The organism is Xanthomonas sp. DAR 80977 (genome assembly GCF_041240605.1).
GTDB classification, from domain to species: Bacteria; Pseudomonadota; Gammaproteobacteria; order Xanthomonadales; family Xanthomonadaceae; genus Xanthomonas_A; species Xanthomonas_A bundabergensis.
Genome location: NZ_CP162487.1, coordinates 3,926,515 through 3,943,532 on the forward strand (window position 1 = coordinate 3,926,515; position 17,018 = coordinate 3,943,532).

Annotated in this window: 14 protein-coding genes and 1 pseudogene; 12 read left to right on the forward strand and 3 right to left on the reverse strand. The window is 69.7% G+C overall.

All coding sequences use genetic code 11. The annotated features are described in order from the left end of the window. The first annotated feature begins 106 nt into the window (after positions 1-106). From AB3X10_RS16490 to AB3X10_RS16520, 7 genes are all read left to right on the forward strand, one after another. Entirely contained in the window at positions 107-2,305 is a 2,199-nt protein-coding gene (locus tag AB3X10_RS16490) for a polysaccharide lyase 6 family protein (protein WP_369976415.1), read from the forward strand. Further along, positions 2,302-4,545, forward strand: coding sequence for an oligoalginate lyase (locus AB3X10_RS16495; RefSeq protein ID WP_369976416.1), 2,244 nt, complete (start codon positions 2,302-2,304; stop codon positions 4,543-4,545). The genes AB3X10_RS16490 and AB3X10_RS16495 overlap by 4 nt, the downstream gene beginning before the upstream one ends. Continuing rightward, on the forward strand, positions 4,542-5,867 hold the full coding sequence (locus AB3X10_RS16500) for an MFS transporter (protein ID WP_369976417.1): 1,326 nt from the start codon (positions 4,542-4,544) through the stop codon (positions 5,865-5,867). The genes AB3X10_RS16495 and AB3X10_RS16500 overlap by 4 nt, the downstream gene beginning before the upstream one ends. A gap of 45 nt (positions 5,868-5,912) precedes the next feature. Beyond that, positions 5,913-6,665, forward strand: a complete 753-nt coding sequence (locus tag AB3X10_RS16505; protein ID WP_369976419.1) for an SDR family NAD(P)-dependent oxidoreductase — start codon at positions 5,913-5,915, stop codon at positions 6,663-6,665. A gap of 175 nt (positions 6,666-6,840) precedes the next feature. Continuing rightward, complete coding sequence (locus AB3X10_RS16510) at positions 6,841-8,049, forward strand: SGNH/GDSL hydrolase family protein (RefSeq protein WP_369976421.1); 1,209 nt, start codon at positions 6,841-6,843, stop codon at positions 8,047-8,049. 319 nt (positions 8,050-8,368) lie between these two features. Further along, positions 8,369-8,671 carry a hypothetical protein gene (locus tag AB3X10_RS16515; protein ID WP_369976422.1) on the forward strand — a complete coding sequence of 101 codons (303 nt, stop codon included), beginning with the start codon at positions 8,369-8,371 and terminating at the stop codon, positions 8,669-8,671. Between the two features lie 75 nt (positions 8,672-8,746). Next, the gene (locus AB3X10_RS16520; protein WP_369976423.1) at positions 8,747-9,097 is read left to right on the forward strand and encodes a nucleotide pyrophosphohydrolase; all 351 of its coding nucleotides are present in this window, start codon (positions 8,747-8,749) and stop codon (positions 9,095-9,097) included. A gap of 365 nt (positions 9,098-9,462) precedes the next feature. Here AB3X10_RS16520 and AB3X10_RS16525 read toward each other — a convergent pair. From AB3X10_RS16525 to AB3X10_RS16535, 3 genes and pseudogenes are all read right to left on the reverse strand, one after another. Further along, positions 9,463-9,957: pseudogene (locus tag AB3X10_RS16525) on the reverse strand (DUF6496 domain-containing protein); the annotation flags it as partial. A 406-nt stretch (positions 9,958-10,363) separates the two neighbouring features. Further along, positions 10,364-11,803 (reverse strand): DUF763 domain-containing protein, encoded by a 1,440-nt coding sequence (locus AB3X10_RS16530; RefSeq protein WP_369976424.1) that lies wholly within the window; start codon positions 11,801-11,803, stop codon positions 10,364-10,366. 408 nt (positions 11,804-12,211) lie between these two features. Continuing rightward, positions 12,212-12,799: a TetR/AcrR family transcriptional regulator gene (locus tag AB3X10_RS16535; protein WP_369976425.1), complete on the reverse strand. Its 588-nt coding sequence runs from the start codon at positions 12,797-12,799 to the stop codon at positions 12,212-12,214. 118 nt (positions 12,800-12,917) lie between these two features. On the opposite strand from AB3X10_RS16535, the gene AB3X10_RS16540 reads away from it, so the two are divergent. From AB3X10_RS16540 to AB3X10_RS16560, 5 genes are all read left to right on the forward strand, one after another. Then, positions 12,918-13,985 (forward strand): NAD(P)-dependent alcohol dehydrogenase, encoded by a 1,068-nt coding sequence (locus tag AB3X10_RS16540; protein WP_369976426.1) that lies wholly within the window; start codon positions 12,918-12,920, stop codon positions 13,983-13,985. A gap of 129 nt (positions 13,986-14,114) precedes the next feature. Beyond that, on the forward strand, positions 14,115-14,453 hold the full coding sequence (locus AB3X10_RS16545; protein ID WP_369976427.1) for a hypothetical protein: 339 nt from the start codon (positions 14,115-14,117) through the stop codon (positions 14,451-14,453). 394 nt (positions 14,454-14,847) lie between these two features. Next, a complete protein-coding gene (locus AB3X10_RS16550) occupies positions 14,848-15,378 on the forward strand; it encodes a hypothetical protein (protein WP_369976429.1) in 531 nt (176 codons plus the stop codon). A gap of 249 nt (positions 15,379-15,627) precedes the next feature. After that, positions 15,628-16,236: a DUF4291 domain-containing protein gene (locus AB3X10_RS16555; protein WP_369976431.1), complete on the forward strand. Its 609-nt coding sequence runs from the start codon at positions 15,628-15,630 to the stop codon at positions 16,234-16,236. A gap of 144 nt (positions 16,237-16,380) precedes the next feature. Further along, a complete protein-coding gene (locus AB3X10_RS16560) occupies positions 16,381-16,980 on the forward strand; it encodes a hypothetical protein (RefSeq protein WP_369976432.1) in 600 nt (199 codons plus the stop codon). Positions 16,981-17,018 lie beyond the last annotated feature (38 nt).

Here is a 17,018-nt window from a genome sequence, read left to right on the forward strand (position 1 = left end):
CAGAAGATTCTATTTTGGTATGCATATCTGGTTGACGAGCGTTCGACCTCTGCTACCATCCGGCCCACGGCGACGCCCCGGGCGCGCATCAGGGAGAGAGGCACCCATGGCATCGACCACCGTTCCGGGCAACCGCTTCGCACTGCTGTTCCTCGCCCTTGCCACCGGCCAGGCCAATGCCGCGGACATCCTGGTCGGCAGTCCTGCCGAATACCGCGCCGCCACCGGCGCCCTGCAGCCCGGCGACCATGTGATCCTGGCGAACGGGGAATGGCGCGACTTCCAGATCGTGTTCACCGGTACCGGCACTGCCGCGCAGCCGATCCGCCTGAGCGCGCAGACCCCGGGCAAGGTCATCGTCACCGGCCAGTCCAATCTGCGCATGGCCGGCGCCTACCTGGTGGTCAGCGACCTGGTGTTCCGCGACGGCTACAGCCCGACCGAGGCGGTCCTGTCCTACCGGGTCTCCAGCAAGCAGCGCGCCAGCCACAGCCGCATCACCCGCGTGGTGGTCGACCGCTTCAACCAGCCCGAGCGCAGCCGCTCGGACAACTGGGTGGCCATGTACGACAGCCACAACCGCTTCGACCACAACCACCTGGTCGGCAAGAACAACGCCGGCCCGACCATGGTGGTGGTCCGCGACACGGTGCAGGGCCTGGACAACCGCCACCGCATCGACCACAACTGGTTCGGCCCGCGCCCCAACCTGGGCGCCAACGGCGGCGAGACGCTGCGCATCGGCACCAGCAACGACGCCAGCTCCGATTCCAACTCGCTGGTCGAGAACAACTGGTTCGAAGGCTGCGACGGCGAAGTGGAGATCGTCTCCAACAAGTCCGGCGGCAACACCTACCGCGGCAACGTGTTCAAGCGCTCGCGCGGCGCGCTGGTGCTGCGCCACGGCGACGGCAACCTGGTCGAGAACAACGTGTTCTTCGGCGACGGCAAGGACGACACCGGCGGCATCCGCGTCATCAACCGCAGGCAGACGGTGCGCAACAACTACCTGGAAGGGCTGGCCGGCGACGACTATTCGGCGGCGCTGAGCATCATGTACGGCGTGCCCGATTCGCCGGCCAACCGCTACGTGCAGGTGCAGCAGGCGCTGATCGAACACAACACCTTCGTCGCCGGCAAGCAGCTGTTCTTCGGCGCCGGCAAGGACGACGAGCGGAGCGCAGCGCCGATCGACAGCGATTTCGCCGACAACCTGATCGTTGCCGAGCACGACCCGGTGCGCGTGCTCGGCGACCTGTCCGGCATCGCCTTCGCCGGCAACCTGCAGAGTCCGGCCGCCTCGCCGCTGCTGCCCGGCGGCGTCGCCGGCCGCACGCTGACGATGACCCGCGCGGCGACCGGCCTGCTGGTCGCCGCGGATGCCGGCGGCATCGGCGCCGATCCCGCACTGACCTACATCCCGCGCGAGGACGTCGGCGTGGCCTGGTACGCGAAGGAGACGGTGCCGGTCGCGCTGGACAGCGGCCGCCGCCAGCGCGTGCGGCCCGGCGACGACACCCTGGCCCAGGCGGTGGCCGCCGCCGGTGCCGGCGATCGGCTGCAACTGGATGCCGGCCGCTACCAGGTCGATCAGGTGCTGGCGCTGCGCCATCCGCTCAGCGTCGAAGGCCCGGCGCGCGGCCAGGCGCAGATCGCGTTCTCGCGCGCCACCCTGTTCCAGATCGAGGCCGGCGGCGCGCTGAAGCTGGCGCGCCTGCAGATCGACGGCAGCGCCGCGCCGGATGAAGCAGGCAACGCGGTGATCCGCACCGCGCCCGGTTCCAATGCCGCCAACTACCAGCTGATCGTCGAGGACAGCCGCATCCACGGTCTCACCGTCAATCGCGGCTTCGACATGATCGCGCTGGGCAAGGGCACCCTGGCCGAGCGCATCGCGCTGCGCCGGGTGGTGGTGGAAGACGTGTCCGGCGCGGTGCTGTCGGCGCATGCGGAGACCGACGACCGCGGCACCTACAACGCCGCGCGCGTGGAGATCGCCGATTCGCAGTTCCGCCGCATCGGCGGGCCGGTGGTGGACCTGTACCGCGGCGGCCGCGACGAGAGCACCTTCGGCCCGGTGTTGACGATCGAGCGCTCGCGCTTCGAGCGCGTCGGCGGCGCCGATGCGCCGTCGCTGCGCCTGCACGGCGTGCAGCGCACCGTCCTGCGCGACAACCAGTTCATCGACAGCGCCGCGATCAGCAACGTGCGCACCACCGGCACGCCGCAGCTGATCGCCACCCGCAACCAATTCCTCGGTACCCCGGCCCTGCCGGCCGATGCCGGCGCGGAGCCCTTGCTATGACCCGATCCACCCGCCTGATGCTGCTGGTGCTGGCCGTCGCCGCCAGCGCGCCCGCCGCCTGGGCCGCGCCTGCCGCCAGGCCCGCCGCCCCGGCCGCGCGCGGCAACGTCGCCAACGACAGCGCACCGGTGCTGGTCACCGCCGCGCAATGGCGGCAGATGGCCAGCGAGGGCGCGCGCTACCCGCTGTTCGCGCGCGAACAGGCGCGCGCCGAAGCCAGCCTGCGCAAGGCGATGCAGGCCGGCATCGACGTGCCGTTGCCGAAGGACCCCGGCGGCGGCGCCAGCCACGAGCAGCACAAGCGCAACTACCAGGCGATCCAGGCCGCCGGCGCGCTGTACCGGCTCACCGGGAACCGCGCCTACGCCGACTACGCGCGCGACTTGCTGCTGGCCTACGCCAGGCTGTACCCGACCCTGGGCGCGCACCCGGCCGGGCGCGGCCAGGTACCGGGCCGGCTGTTCTGGCAATCGCTCAACGACTCGGTGTGGCTGGTCTACGCCGCGCAGGGCTACGACGCGATCCGCGACGGCCTCACCCCGGCCGAGCGCGACACCATCGACGCGCAGGTGTTCCGGCGCATGGCGCACTTCCTGTGCGACGAAAGCGCGGACAACTTCGACAAGATCCACAACCACGCCACCTGGGCGGTGGCCGCGGTCGGCATGACCGGCTACGTGCTGCGCGACCAGACGCTGGTGGACAAGGCATTGCGCGGCAGCAGTCAGGACGGCGGCGCCGGCTTCCTCAAGCAGATCGACCTGCTGTTCTCGCCCGACGGCTATTACGCCGAAGGCCCCTACTACCAGCGCTACGCACTGGCGCCGTTCGTGCTGTTCGCCAATGCGATCGAGCGCAACCAGCCGCAGCAGAAGATCTTCCAGCGCCGCGACGGGGTGCTGCTGAAGGCGGTGGATGCGCTGGTGCAGAGCAGCTACGCCGGCTACTTCTTCCCGCTCAACGACGCGATCCTGGACAAGGGCCTGGACACCGAGGAACTGGTCGCCGGGCTCGGCATCGCCTATGCGCAGAGCCACGACGCGCGGTTGCTGTCGATCGCCCAGCGCCAGCAGCGCGTGCTGCTGACCCCCGAGGGCCTGGGCGTGGCCGCGGCGCTGGCGCAGGACCAGGCCAGGCCGTTCGCGTTCCGCTCCGCGCTGCTGCGCGACGGCGCCGACGGCGAGCACGGCGCGCTGGCGATCCTGCACGCCGGCGGCGAGGACGGCCAGGCCCTGGTGATGAAGAACACCTCGCAGGGCATGGGCCACGGCCACTTCGACAAGTTGAACTGGCTGTTCTACGACAATGGCCAGCGCGTGGTCACCGACTACGGCGCGGCGCGCTTCCTCAACGTGGAGGCCAAGTCCGGCGGCATCTACCTGCCGGAGAACACCACCTGGGCCAAGACCACGGTAGCGCACAACACGCTGGTGGTGAACGAGCGCAGCCACTTCGACGGCGACTGGCGCGTGGGCGAGGAGTACGCGCCGACGCCGCTGCTGTTCGCCCGCGACGAGGACACCCAGATCGTGTCCGCGCGCATGGACCACGCCTACGACGGCGTCAGCTTTACCCGCACCCAGGCGCTGCTGACGCATCCGGATCTCGGCCTGCCGATCGTGATCGACCTGCTGCGCGTGCACGGCGCCAAGCCGGCGCGCTACGACCTGCCGCTGCATTTCAACGGCCACATCATGCAGGTCGGCTTCGACGCCAAGCGCGCGCTGGCCGAACGCCCGGTGCTGGGCAAGGCCAACGGCTACCAGCACCTGTGGGTGGACGCGAGCAGCGACGCCTCGCCGGCACCGCGCAGCCTGAGCTGGCTGCTGGACGGGCGCTTCTACACGTATCGCTTCGGCAGCAGCGCGCCGTCGCGCGCGATCCTGGCCGAGAGCGGCGCCCACGATCCCGACTTCAACCTGCGCCGCGAACCGATGCTGCTGCAGCGCGTGGACGGGCAGGCCGAGGTCAGCTTCTTCGGCGTGCTGGAACCGCACGGCGAATACAACGGCACCGCCGAATACGTGCACGGCGCCGACAGCCGCATCCGCGACATCGCCCGCGTGCGCGGCGACGACGCCGAGGTGGTCGTGCTGACCCTGGCCTCGGGCAAGACCCTGGCGCTGGCGGTGGCCGACGATGCCGCCGCCGACCGCGAGCACACCCTGCAGGCGCAGGGCCAGCGCTACACCTGGCGCGGCGGCTATGCGCGCTTCGACCGCGCCGCGGGCGGCAAATGAGCACGCCCGCCTCCGCCGCCGGCGCCACCAAGCCGGGCAAGCCGACCAGGCGCAGCGCGGTGCGCTGGATGATCGTGGGCCTGATCGCGGTGGCCACGGTCATCAACTACATCGACCGCAACGCGCTGGCGGTGATGTGGCCGGCGATCTCGCAGGACATCGGCGCGACCAAGGAAGACTACGCGCTGCTGGTGACGATCTTCATGCTGTTCTACGCCGCCGGCCAGTTCGTGTTCGGGCGCCTGTTCGACATCATCGGCACGCGCCTGGGCTTCGCGCTGTCGATCGCGGTGTGGTCGATCTCGATCGCGCTGCATGCGCTGACCCATTCGATCGTCTCCTTCAGCGTGGTGCGGGCGATGCTGGGCATCAGCGAGGCCGGCGCCTGGCCGGGCGCGGTGAAGGCCAACGCCGAGTGGTTCCCGGCGCGCGAACGCGCGCTGGCGCAGGGTATCTTCAACGCCGGCGCCTCGATCGGCGCGATCGTGTCGGCGCCGCTGATCGCGCTGCTGTTCCTGTGGCTGGGCTGGAAGGGCACCTTCGTGCTGGTCGGCGCGCTCGGCTTCGTGTGGCTGCTGCCATGGCTGGTGATCTACCGCGCCGGCCCGGACCGACATCCGTGGGTGGATGCCGCCGAGCGCGCGCTGATCCTGGATGCGCCGGCCGACGGCAGCGTGTCGGACAAGCCCGCCTACCTGCCCAGCCTGCGCCAGATCATGTCGCACCGGCAGAGCTGGGGCATCGTGCTGGCGCGCTTCTTCATCGACCCGATCTGGTGGCTGTTCGTGTCGTGGCTGCCGATCTACCTGGCCGAGACCTTCCATTTCGACATCAAGCAGATCGGCGCGTTCGCCTGGGTGCCGTTCGTCGGCGCGATGCTCGGCAGCCTGTCCGGCGGCTGGCTGTCCGGGCGGCTGATCGCGGCCGGCTGGAGCGTGGACCGTGCGCGCAAATGGACCATCACCCTGGGCGGGGCGATCATGGCGCCGGCCCTGCTCGGCGCGGTGCTGGCCGCCGATCCGACCGTGGCGGTGCTGACCATCGCCGCGGTGCTGTTCGGCTTCCAGATCGCGATCGGCAACATCCAGACCCTGCCCGGCGACCTGTTCGACGGCAAGTCGGTCGGCTCGCTGGCCGGCATCGGCGGCATGGCCGCGGTCGCCGGCACCCTGATCACCACCTGGCTGGTGCCGGTGATGACCGCCCACTCCTACGCGCCGATGTTCATCCTCGTCGCCGCGCTGGTGCCGGCCTCGCTGGCCGCGCTGTGGCTGGTGACCGGCCGCATCCACAAGCTCGACGCCCTCCCCGCGCGCGACTGATCGCGCGCACGGTTCCTTCCCCCTCGCAACAAGGACTCATCGCTCATGCAATTCAACGACAAGGTGGCCATCGTCACCGGCGGCGGCCGCGACATCGGCCGCGAGGTTTCGCTGAAGCTGGCCGCGGCCGGCGCCAAGGTGTGCATCAACTACGCCAACGACGCGGCCAGCGCCGAGGCGACGCTGCAGCAGATCCTCGCTGGCGGCGGCCAGGCCATCGTGCACCGCGCCGATGCCGCCGACGCGCAGGCGGTGGCCGGGCTGGTCGCGGCGACGCAGCAGGCATTCGGCCAGCGCATCGACATCCTGGTCAACGTCGCCGGCGGCATGGTCGCGCGCAAGCCGCTGGCCGACATCGACGAGGCGTTCTTCCACCAGGTGATGGACCTCAACCTGAAGTCGGTGTACCTGACCACGCAGGCGGTGGCGCCGCACATGGCCGAAGGCGGCGCGATCGTCAATTTCGCCTCGCTGGCCGGACGCGACGGCGGCGGTCCCGGCGCGGCGATCTACGCCACCGCCAAGGCCGCGGTGATGACCTTCTCGCGAGCCATGGCCAAGGAACTGGGCCCGCGCGGCATCCGCGTCAACGCACTGTGCTGCGGCATGATCGCCACCCGCTTCCACGACGACTTCACCAAGCCGGAAGTGCGCGCCTTCGTCGCCAACGCCACCCCGCTGCGCCGCGAAGGCCGCGCCGCCGAAGCCGCGGACGCGGCGGTGTACCTGGCCTCGGACGCGGCCAGCTTCATCAACGGCGCCAACCTCGACGTCAACGGCGGCGTGTACTTTTCCTGATCGCCCAGGGCCTGGGAGCGCGCCTGGAATGGATCACGCCATGCCTGCGCGCGCACCAGGCGAACGAAGCACCAGCCACCGATTTCGCCAAGCGAGCCAGTGACAAGCGGCCACGTGCATGCCCAGGCATCGCGTGGCCCATGCCGATCGCACCAGCAGACCCAGGAGCCACACCATGTTCTTGCGATTCCCGCGCTTGCGGCCGTTGTTGTGGAGCGGCGTGATCGCCGCCGCGCTCGCGCTGTGCCTGGCCGCACCGGCGGCGGCGCAGGCGGCCGAGCGCTGGTTGCCGGCCTGGATCGCCTCGCCCACGCCGGACCGGCTCGACGGTCCGGCCGGTACCTCGCTGCAGTTCGAGCGGCAGAGCGTGCGCCAGGACATGCGCCTGGGCATCGCCGCGCAGGCGCTGCGCTTTCGCATCAGCAACGAGCTGGGCACCGCGCCGCTGAAGATCGGCGCGGCCTCGGTGCGCCTGGCCGGCAGCGCGCAGGCGGCGCACGCGGTGCTGTTCGACGGCCGCGGCGAGATCGTGTTGCCGCCCGGCGGCGTGCTGCTCAGCGATCCGGTGGCGCTGCGCGTCCCGGCCTTGGCCGAGGTCGCGTTGACCCTGTACTTCCCCGAGGCGGTGCGGCCGGCGGTGCGCCGCACCGCCTTGCGCGTGGCCGATGGCCGGGTCGACGTGCCCGACGCCACCGCGCTGGGCTACCGGCAGAACGTGGTCTCGGCAGTATATGCGCAGACCGCAGCGACGCCACGGGTGGTGGTGGCGCTGGGCGATTCGATCACCGAGGGCGCCACCGCCGCGCGCGGCCGCCACGGCGACTGGCCGGCCTTGCTGGCCAGGCGCCTGGAGCAGGCCTGCCCAGGCCAGGTGGTGGTGCTCAACGCCGGCATCAGCGGCAACAAACTGCTCGACCACGGCCGCAGCCCCAGCGCGCTCGCGCGCCTGGACCGCGACGTACTGGCGCTGCCCGGCGTCACCGACGTGGTGCTGTTCGAAGGCATCAACGACATCCGCCACAGCGGCGCGCCCGGCTTCGTGCCCGGCCGCAACGCCGAGGACATGCGGCTGGGCTACCGGCAGATCGTCGCGCGGCTGCAGCAGCACGGCATCGCCACCATCGGCGCGACATTGACCCCGTTCGGCGCATCCGAACGCTACGAACCGGTCTCCGCCGCCACCCGCCGCGCCTTGAACGACTTCATCCGCGACGGCAGCGCATTCACCGCGGTGATCGACTTCGACGCGATCCTGCGCGACCCGGCGGATCCCGAAGCGCTGCCGGCCGCCATCACCCGCGACCACCTGCACCCCAACGACGCCGGCTACACGCGCATGGCCGCCGCCATCGACCTGGGCATGTTGGGCTGCAAGCCGCGCTGAGGGCCAGGACAACGGCGCCGCGGCCGGCGCACGTCGTTCCATCCGCGCGCCCAACACTGTGGGAGCGACTTCGGTCGCGACAGGCGTTACCGATAACGCCGGTCACGCCCGGTGACCCGATCGCCCCGGCCAGCGCTCGCCCAGAACATCGATGCTGATCGAGCGAGCGCCGAAGCCCGTCGATACGATTGGGATAGGCTATGGCCATGCCGATGCACACCGCGTATTGCCCGCTCTGCCGCGCCGCCGTTGCGCTCGCGCCCATCTCCCTGGGTGGCGGCGCCCGCGCGAACGACACCCACGACCCGCTCGCCGCGCCGTGAGTTCCCTTCCCTTCCGCGTCCTGGACCACGCCGCCCATGCCTGGTTCCTGCTGCAGGCCGGTGACGACCGCTTCCTGGACGTGAACTGCAGCGCGTCCGCATTCGGCTACTCGCTGTTGCTCCGGCTCGACGCCGACGAATGCGCGCAGGTGCAGCAAGGCGGACGCGCCGCCTGCGACGCGCTGGCCACGCGCATCCGCGACACGGCGTCGCCGCAGCATCCGCGCGATGTCTCGCGCGACCACGGCGAAGCGGTCCACCGCGCCATCGTCCGCTGGCGCGAAGAGAACGGCGCGTGAAACCGCGGTGCCGGCGCCTGTCGCCACGCCGCGGCGCTGCATTACCATGCGGCTTCCCCTCCCGCGAGCCTGCCCATGCCCGACAGCCTCCACGACCTGCAAGCCGCCCAGCGCGCGTTCGCCGACGCACGCGACTGGGGCCAGTTCCACACCCCGCGCAACCTGGCCGCGGCGCTGTCGGTCGAGGCGTCGGAACTGCTCGAGCATTTCCAATGGCTCACCGACGAGCAGAGCCGGCAGCTGTCGGACGACAAGAAGGCCCAGGTCGGCAGCGAAGTGGCCGACGTGCTGCTGTACCTGGTGCAGCTGTGCGACAAGCTGGGCATCGACCCGATCGAGGCGGCGCGCGCGAAGATGCAGGTGAACGCGAACAAGTACCCGGTCGAACGCGCCAGGGGGCGCATCACCAAATACACCGAGCTGTAGCAGCGGCTTCCGCCGCGCCGCAAGGCCGGCGTTGTAGGAGCGGCTTCAGCCGCGACACGCATCCCGAGGAAAGCCCGTCGCGGTGAAGCCGCCCCTACAAGGGATTGCCGGATCCGCTGCGTTGGCGTCCCGCAACGCTCCGCCAGCTGGAAGCGCCGGCAGGCGCAGAAGAAGCCTCTGCCGAGGCGCCCGTGGTTCTACCCCGCAGCGGTCTTCTTCGCCGCACGCTTGCGCGGCGCGCTCTTCCTGGCCGCCGTCTTCTTCGCCGTGCTCCTCCTGGCCGATGCCTTCTTCGCGGCGTTTTTCTGGGCTGGCGCCTTTTTCGCCGCACTCTTCCTGGCCGTGGCGGCAGGCGCCCCGGCCTTCTTCGCCCGCGTCCGCGCCGCCTTCTTGGCCGCCGTCTTGCGCACGGTGGCGCCCTTGGTCTGCGCGGCCTGCTTCGCCGCAGCCGAACGGCTGCTGGCGGTGCGCTTCTTGGCCGCCTTCCTGGTCTGCGTGGACAAGGCCCTCTTGCCGACGGTCTGAGTAGCGGTCTTGCCCTTGCTGGCCGTCTTCAGCGCCTTCTTGGCGCCACGCGAGCGGGTCGGCGACGGCGCGCCAGCCTTGCCGCCCTTCGCTTCCTCCTGCGCCACTTTCTTTTTGGTGGACGTGGACGCGGTCTTGGACGCGCCGGTCCTGACCCCGGCGCGGCGCGCCTTGGACAGGCCGATGGCGATCGCCTGCTTGGTCGATTTCACCTCGGTCTTGCCAGCGCGTACCCGCTCGATCTCCTCGCGGACGAATTCGCCGGCCTGGGTGCTGCCGGCCTTGCCCTCACGCTTGGCGCGCGTGGCACGGGCAGTGGTGGATTGCGTTGGCATGGCGTTCTCCTGCGGCCGGCTACAGGCGGCCGTCGCGGCAGGTGTAGCAATCGGAAGGTAAACAATCGGCATACGTCATGCGAAGCCGATGTCCACCTCGCGCGTTTGCTGGGCCGACGGCGCACGCCGTCGGCAACAGGCTGCCGCGCTGCTGGGCGAGCGCGGTCGCGCACCGGGATGCGCGGCACCAACGCTCCACCGCCGCTGCTTGCGCACTTGGGGGGGGAGCAGGAGCGCATGGCATCGGAACGGCGATGCGGACGCACGGTCCGCTCAAAAAAGGTGCATGCAGACGCAACGGCGCTACTTCCTCGCGATCTGTTCGCCTGGATGCGATCACCACCGCACGTCGACGACGCACCGCCGCGCTTGTCCCCGACTGCCGCAACGGTGCTCGCCGCAGCGGCTATGGCCCGCGCACGCGCCGCGGCACGCTGGCGCCGGCGTCGACGTCGGCGGACGCATCCGGCGGGGCCGGTTCCCAACCGAACACGCTGCGCCCGCCATAGCGATGCGATTCGCGCCGCTCTTCGGCGATCAACGCCTCCACCGACGGCCCGCGCGCATGCGGTTCGAGCAGGCGCGCCTGCGCATCCAGCCGGCGGATCGCTTCCAGCTTTTCCTCGCGGCCCAGCCTGGCCTGCGCCACCGCGGTCTTCAGCACGCCGATGGTGTGGTCGTAGACGCGGGTCGGCACCGGAAACGGATGCCGGTCCTTGCCGCCGTGCGCCATCGAGAACCGCGCCGGATCGGTGAAGCGGCACGGCGTGCCGTGCAGCACCTCGGCCACCAACGCCAGCGCGCGCACCGTGCGCGCGCCGACGCCCGGCACCTGCAGCAGTTCGGTGAAATCCTGCGGCCCGCATTCGGCGGCCGCGGCCAGGTTGGCGTGCAGACGGCGGGTCACGATGTCGCTGCCGCGCACGTCGTGATGGTCGGGCAGCGACAGATGCGGCAAGCCGGCCGGCATGTGCGCCGGCACCGGGTCCGGCGTGGCGGCGAACAGATCGCCGCTGGGCGCGAACAAGGCGTCCGCTGACCGCGCGTGCGCATCCTGCGCTCCGCGCGCGGCTTGCGCCCTGCGTCCGCCTGCGGCCGCCGTCGCGCGCGACGCGGACGACGGCGCCTGCGCCGAGGCCGCATCCAATGCGCGGTATTCCTGCGCGATCCGGTCCGGCCCCAGCGCCTGCAGCAGGTCCACCTGCGCCGCGCGCGACGCGGCGGCACGATGGTCGGCGAGATTGACGATGCGTCCCTGCCCCGGTCCGTCGATCGCCGCATGCGGCGCATCGACGAAGCTGCTCAGCCCTTCGGACAGCCAGTGATAGCGGCGCGCCTGCTTGCTGGCGCCGTTCATGCCCTGCTGCACCACCACCCAGCGGCCGTCGTCGCTGACGATGAAACCGTGCAGGTACAGATCGAACCCGTCCTGCACCGCCGCGCTGTCGACCTTGGCCACCAGCCGGCTGGCGCGCGCCAGGCCGGCGCCGTCGACGCCGGTCAGCTCGCCCACGGCGAGCAGTTCGTCCGGCGTGGCGCGCGAATGCCGCCCGCGGCCGCCGCAGACATGGATGCCCAGCTCGCCGGACAACGGCGCCAACCCGCGCTTGAGCGCACCGAGCACGCTGGTGGTGATGCCCGAGGAATGCCAGTCCATGCCCATCACCGCGCCCAGCGACTGGAACCAGAACGGATGCGCCAGGCGCCGCAGCAACTCGTCGCGACCATAGCTGTGCACGATGGCCTGGCACATCACCGCCCCGAGCCGGGTCATGCGCTCGCCCAGCCAATGCGGCACACGCCCGCCGTGCAGGGGCAGATCGGCGCTGCCGGAACGTCGGCTCATGCGTGGGGCTCCGGAAAAAACGGACCGCCAGCGTAGCCAGGCCGCGTCTCATCGCGTGACGCGGCGGCCATGGCGTGACTGAGCGATTCAGCGAGCGAGCCCGCGATGTGCACCACCGTGCAGTCGGGGCTGAAGCCCCTCCCACAGTGCACCCGGCCAGCTCGCCGCAAGCCCCCTGTAGGAGCGGCTTCAGCCGCGACGAACGAAGCGGTGATGCCCACAGGCTTCAGACAAAAGTCCGGGCTGAGGCACCTCTCACAGTGCACCCAGACAGCTCGCCGCAAGCCCCTGTAGGAGCGGTTTCAACCGCGACGAACGAAGCGGTGGGCCTATCGGTTTCGGACAGAGCTGACGCCAAAGACCGTTCCTAAATGCCCACAGCGCAGCAAGAAGCGAATGCAGCCCCGCTCAACCAGCTTCAGCCGCGCCACGCTTCCGCTTCGGCGCCGCCACCGACTCCCCCCCACCCGCGCGCACCGTCGCCAGCGTCATCGCGATCAACCCGCCGATCAGGCGCCGCAGGTCGGCTTCGTTGTCGGCCGACGCCTTCAGGCTGGTGGTGGCCAGGCGCAGGATGTAGGCGATGTCGGCCGCGGACATCGCCGCAGGCGCGCGCACGTCCGGCTGCAGCGCGGCCACCAGTTGCGCCTCCAGTTGCGCGTACAGGTCGGCCAGCGCTTCGGGCGCGTAGTCGCCGCACTTGGCCAACAGTTCGGTGGCGTTCTCGGAGCCGATCACCGCCGCCACCGGCTCCAGCACCCAGATGTCGAACAGGTGCCGCAACCGCGTCTCCAGGTCCTGCCCCGGGCGCAGCCGCACGCCGGATTCGGCCAGGCACTGGTCGCGCTGGCGCCGCACCATCGCCGCGAAGATCGCGTCCTTGTTGGGGAACGACGCGTACAGCGACGGCCGCGACATCTGCGCCGCCTCGGCAATGTCGCCGATGCTGACCTTGCGGTAGCCGTGCCGCAGGAACAGTTGGAAGGCCGCATCCATGATCCGCGTGTCCTTGGCCGGCAAGGCGGCGGGGGAAGGCGGAGACTTTACACTTGACATAATTTGTAAAATTGTCACTCTTGCATTTCCAACCAAAGTGTAAAGCACCGGAGTCCCCATGAACGCCATCGCCGCATCGGCCCAACCCCGCCCGACCCGCGCCTACGCCGCCCTGGAGAAAGGCGGCGCCATGGTGCCCTGGCAGTTCGAACGCCGCGCGGTGCGCGAATGCGACGTGGCGGTGAAGGTGCTGTATTCCGGGGTGTGCCACTCCGACATCCATTCGTTACGCCACTGGGGCAACGAATTCCCGCTGGTGCCCGGCCACGAGATCGTCGGCGAAGTGGTGGAGGTAGGGGCGGCGGTCCACGACTTCGCCGTCGGCCAGCGGGTCATGATCGGCACCATCGTCGATTCCTGCCGCGTGTGCGAACCGTGCCGCGCGCAGATGGAGGTGTACTGCCGCGATTTCCCGACCACCACCTTCGACGGCCTCGATCGCATCGACGGCAGCCGCACCCGCGGCGGCTATTCGGAGTTCTACGTGGCCGACGCGCATTTCGTCTATCCGCTGCCCGACGGCCTGGATCCGGCCGCGGCGGCGCCGCTGCTGTGCGCCGGCGTCACCACGTATTCGCCGCTGCGGCATTGGAATGTGGGCCCGGACAGCACCGTGGGCATCGTCGGCATCGGCGGCCTGGGCCACCTGGCGGTGAAGTTCGCCCGCGCGCTCGGCGCGCATGTGGTGGCCTTCACCACCTCGCCGAAGAAGGCCGCCGAAGCGCAGCGCCTGGGCGCGCACGAGGTGGTGCTGTCCACCGACCCCGCACAGATGCAGGCGCAGGCCTTCCGTTTCGACTTCATCCTGGACACGGTCTCGCAGGCCTACCCGCTGGACCCGATGCTGCAGGCGCTGAAACTCGACGGCACCCTGTGCTCGCTGGGCCTGCCGGACACGCTGGACTTCACGCCGATGCTGCTGGCGATGGGCCGCCGCCGCATCGCCAGCTCCGGTTCCGGCGGCACCGCCGACACCCACGAGATGCTCGCGTTCTGCCAGCGGTACGGCATCGTCGCCGACGTGGAGGTGATCGCGATGGAGCAGATCAACGAGGCCTTCGCACGCCTGGAGAAAGGCGACGTGCACTACCGCTTCGTGATCGACATGGCGCGCTCGGCGCTGTAGCCGGGGTTTGAAAAATCCGGCGCGTTCCAGCCGCCACTCCCTCGTGACATGCATTGCATTCGCCCCTGCCTCGCTCGAGAAGTTAAGCTGGCAGCGACCAGGCAAAGCGCGCAATGACCCGCCACCACAATGACGCACCGCTACCGCCGCTACACCTTGTGCCTTGCGCTTTCGAGGACGCTCAACCGCGCAATCACGGAAGACGCGTGTATAGACGCCCTGTTTGAACTGGAAAGCGTGCATTTCCCTCTATTGGACCAACAGTTGCGTCATTGCTGGTGGCACAACGCTCACAACGGTGAGTCTGATAGCATCTCGACCTCAAGCGACGCAGCCCTGTTCATGGCGGCGTGCGACCGCAGTGGATTCCGGCGCGAACAGGCGTTGCGCGACTTCGAAGCCAGGCCTGGCCGCCTGGCAGTCGCAGCGGCACTGCTGCGTTGCGACGACTGGGTTCCGCAGGTCTAGGCTCAGGCCATCGCGCTGCTGCGATCCATCGTCGCCGGAAACAGTGGAAGCCTGTTCGAGTTCATCGACCTATTGTTGACGTTGCGCGAGCGCGAACGTTTTTCCGAACAGGCATGGGACCCGCTGATCGCTCCGCTCATGCAGCAGCCATCCAACCTGGATCACTGCTGGACCGCCACCGTCGCTTGCGTCCATCCGTGCCCAGGCGCTGCGACTGCATGTCGAACATGATGCTGCCGATGCCCATGCCGCGGTAGAAGCGGCGCTGTTCTCGGCGACGCATTCGCTTCGCAACGCCGCGATCCATCTCGCCAAGACACGCTATGGCGAAGCGCCGCTTCTTCGCTACCGTGCGGCGATCGATACCGAAGCGCCGTTCAATGCCGATGTCGCAGTGATTGCGCTCGCCGACCTGGCGACGGCAGAAGACGCAAATCGACTGCGCCCATGGATGCGGGCACGCAGGGCCGTGCTGCGGATATCGGCGCTCGATGGTTTGGCTCGCGCCAAACCCGAGGATCTGCGGTCACTGGTCAGTTCGGCATTGATGGATAGCGCGCCCAAGGTCGTCCGGCGAGCCGTGACCATTGCCCAACGCGAAATCGGGTTGAGCAGGGAAATGCTGCAGAACGCCTATTCGCAGGTCACCGCCCCTCCGATCAAACATACGCTGATCCGCGCGACGCACGAGCTGGACAAATGGAACGCGCTGGCCCTGTTGTTGCTATGGCATCACCCGCCCGACGATGCCATGGCCGAGGCCCTGGAGCTGGAGCTGAATCGATGGATCCGCGACGAGGCACGACGATTTACGCCATTGGGCGATGCCTTGCGCCATGAAATTCATCAGGCCCTGAAACGACAGCGCAGCGGTGACACTGGGATTCATTGGAGCCGTATCGAGTTCGCATTGAACTCGAGTTGATGGCGCAGCTTCGGCCAGGCACTGGTCGCGCTGGCGCAGCAGCATCGCCGCGAGGATCGCCTCCTTGCGCACGATGCACAAGTTGCCGCAACCACCGGCAGTGGCGCACGCCAGCGCGCCCGGTCGTCGCGCGAGGCACCTGCGCGGCGGCACGCGATCGCGCCCTGAGTTCGCGCGCCCGCGGCCAGCAGAATCGACCCCGGCAGCGCATCTGCGTACACTTCCGCGGCAATGAAACAAGCATCGTACGTGGCACTGCAAGCCACCTGGCCGCGGCAGGGCCGCCACATCCTGGCGCACTTCGACGCCGAATCGATCGTCGTCTACCAGGCGTACCGCCCGTCGATCGCGCAGTTCGCGGTCGCGCAGCAACGCTTCGGTGGAGAATTCAGCTACGAGCGGATGAGCTGGATCAAGCCGAACTTCCTGTGGATGATGTATCGCTCGGGGTGGGCGCAAAAGGAAGGACAGGAACGGATCCTGGCGGTGCGTCTGCCGCGAGCGTTCTTCGATGCGCTGTTGCGCGCGGCGGTTCCTTCCACGTTCGACCCGTCGCGCTTTTCCAGCCACGCCGAGTGGCAGGCCGCGATCCGCCATTCCGACGTACGCCTGCAATGGGATCCCGACCATGCGCCCGACGGCACCGCCCTGGAACGTCGCGCGCTGCAACTGGGCCTGCGCGGCGAGGCGCTGCGCCGCTACGGCGCGCAGCAGGCCATGGCGATCACCGACGTCACCGACTTCGTGCACGCACAGGCCGCCCATTTGCACCACGGCGAGGCGTCGCTGTGTGTGCCGCACGAACGGGTCTACCTGCCCGAAGCGACCGCCGCGCACGCCGTCGGCCTCGACCTCTGAGGCGGCGCCGATAGCGGCGGCGTACGCCCTGCGCGGCGCGCATGCACGCCAGCGTGGCGCTGCACGACCGCGCACCGCGCACGGCACGTGCGACCCGGCGTGCGCGGGCATACTGTCGGCCATCCCGACTGCCGCAGGAAACCGATGTCCTACGCCGCACTTCGCACCCTGCTCGCTCCCTTGGGCGAGCTACGCCCGCAACCGGTGTCCGACTGGCAGGGACCGATCCCGCTGCCGGCGACGCTCGCCGATTTCTACGCACAGGTGGGGCCGTGGGGCGAGACCTACCATGCGCACGTGGGCCCGACCGGCGTGTCGCTCGACATCGGCGGCAACCCGGTCGACATTCCGCCGCTGCACAAGCTCTGGCAACTGCAAGCCGGATACCGGTGGAATGCCGTCAGCGGCGAACGCCTTGCGGACTGGAGCGAGCAGTGGCTGGTGGTCGCCGACCAGGGTGCGGACCCCATCATTCTCGACGTCGCCAGCGACGAGGTGCTGTTCGCGTTTCACGGTGCCGGTGCGTGGCAACCGAAGCGGCTGGCGGCCAGCCTGGACAGCGCATTCGGCGGCCTGGCCACCATCGCCAACGCCATGGCGGAACTGGGCGACGACGCATTCGACGAGACCGACGAGTTGCGCGCAACGGCGCGCGCGGCGGTCGCCTCGTCCCTGGCGTCGTACCTGGGCAGCGCCGCGCAGGCTGCGCAGTTTCTGGATGCGTTGGAGTGGTACCAGGCTTGAACCTGCCCGACGCGGGCTGCTGCAAGACCGAGCCGCAC

Coding starts and splice junctions, on each gene's coding strand:
- AB3X10_RS16490 (WP_369976415.1), top strand. CDS start 107: ATGGCATCGACCACCGTTCCGGGCAACCGCTTCGCACTGCTGTTCCTC.
- AB3X10_RS16495 (WP_369976416.1), top strand. CDS start 2,302: ATGACCCGATCCACCCGCCTGATGCTGCTGGTGCTGGCCGTCGCCGCC.
- AB3X10_RS16500 (WP_369976417.1), top strand. CDS start 4,542: ATGAGCACGCCCGCCTCCGCCGCCGGCGCCACCAAGCCGGGCAAGCCG.
- AB3X10_RS16505 (WP_369976419.1), top strand. CDS start 5,913: ATGCAATTCAACGACAAGGTGGCCATCGTCACCGGCGGCGGCCGCGAC.
- AB3X10_RS16510 (WP_369976421.1), top strand. CDS start 6,841: ATGTTCTTGCGATTCCCGCGCTTGCGGCCGTTGTTGTGGAGCGGCGTG.
- AB3X10_RS16520 (WP_369976423.1), top strand. CDS start 8,747: ATGCCCGACAGCCTCCACGACCTGCAAGCCGCCCAGCGCGCGTTCGCC.
- AB3X10_RS16530 (WP_369976424.1), bottom strand. CDS start 11,803: ATGAGCCGACGTTCCGGCAGCGCCGATCTGCCCCTGCACGGCGGGCGT.
- AB3X10_RS16535 (WP_369976425.1), bottom strand. CDS start 12,799: ATGGATGCGGCCTTCCAACTGTTCCTGCGGCACGGCTACCGCAAGGTC.
- AB3X10_RS16540 (WP_369976426.1), top strand. CDS start 12,918: ATGAACGCCATCGCCGCATCGGCCCAACCCCGCCCGACCCGCGCCTAC.
- AB3X10_RS16545 (WP_369976427.1), top strand. CDS start 14,115: ATGACGCACCGCTACCGCCGCTACACCTTGTGCCTTGCGCTTTCGAGG.
- AB3X10_RS16560 (WP_369976432.1), top strand. CDS start 16,381: ATGTCCTACGCCGCACTTCGCACCCTGCTCGCTCCCTTGGGCGAGCTA.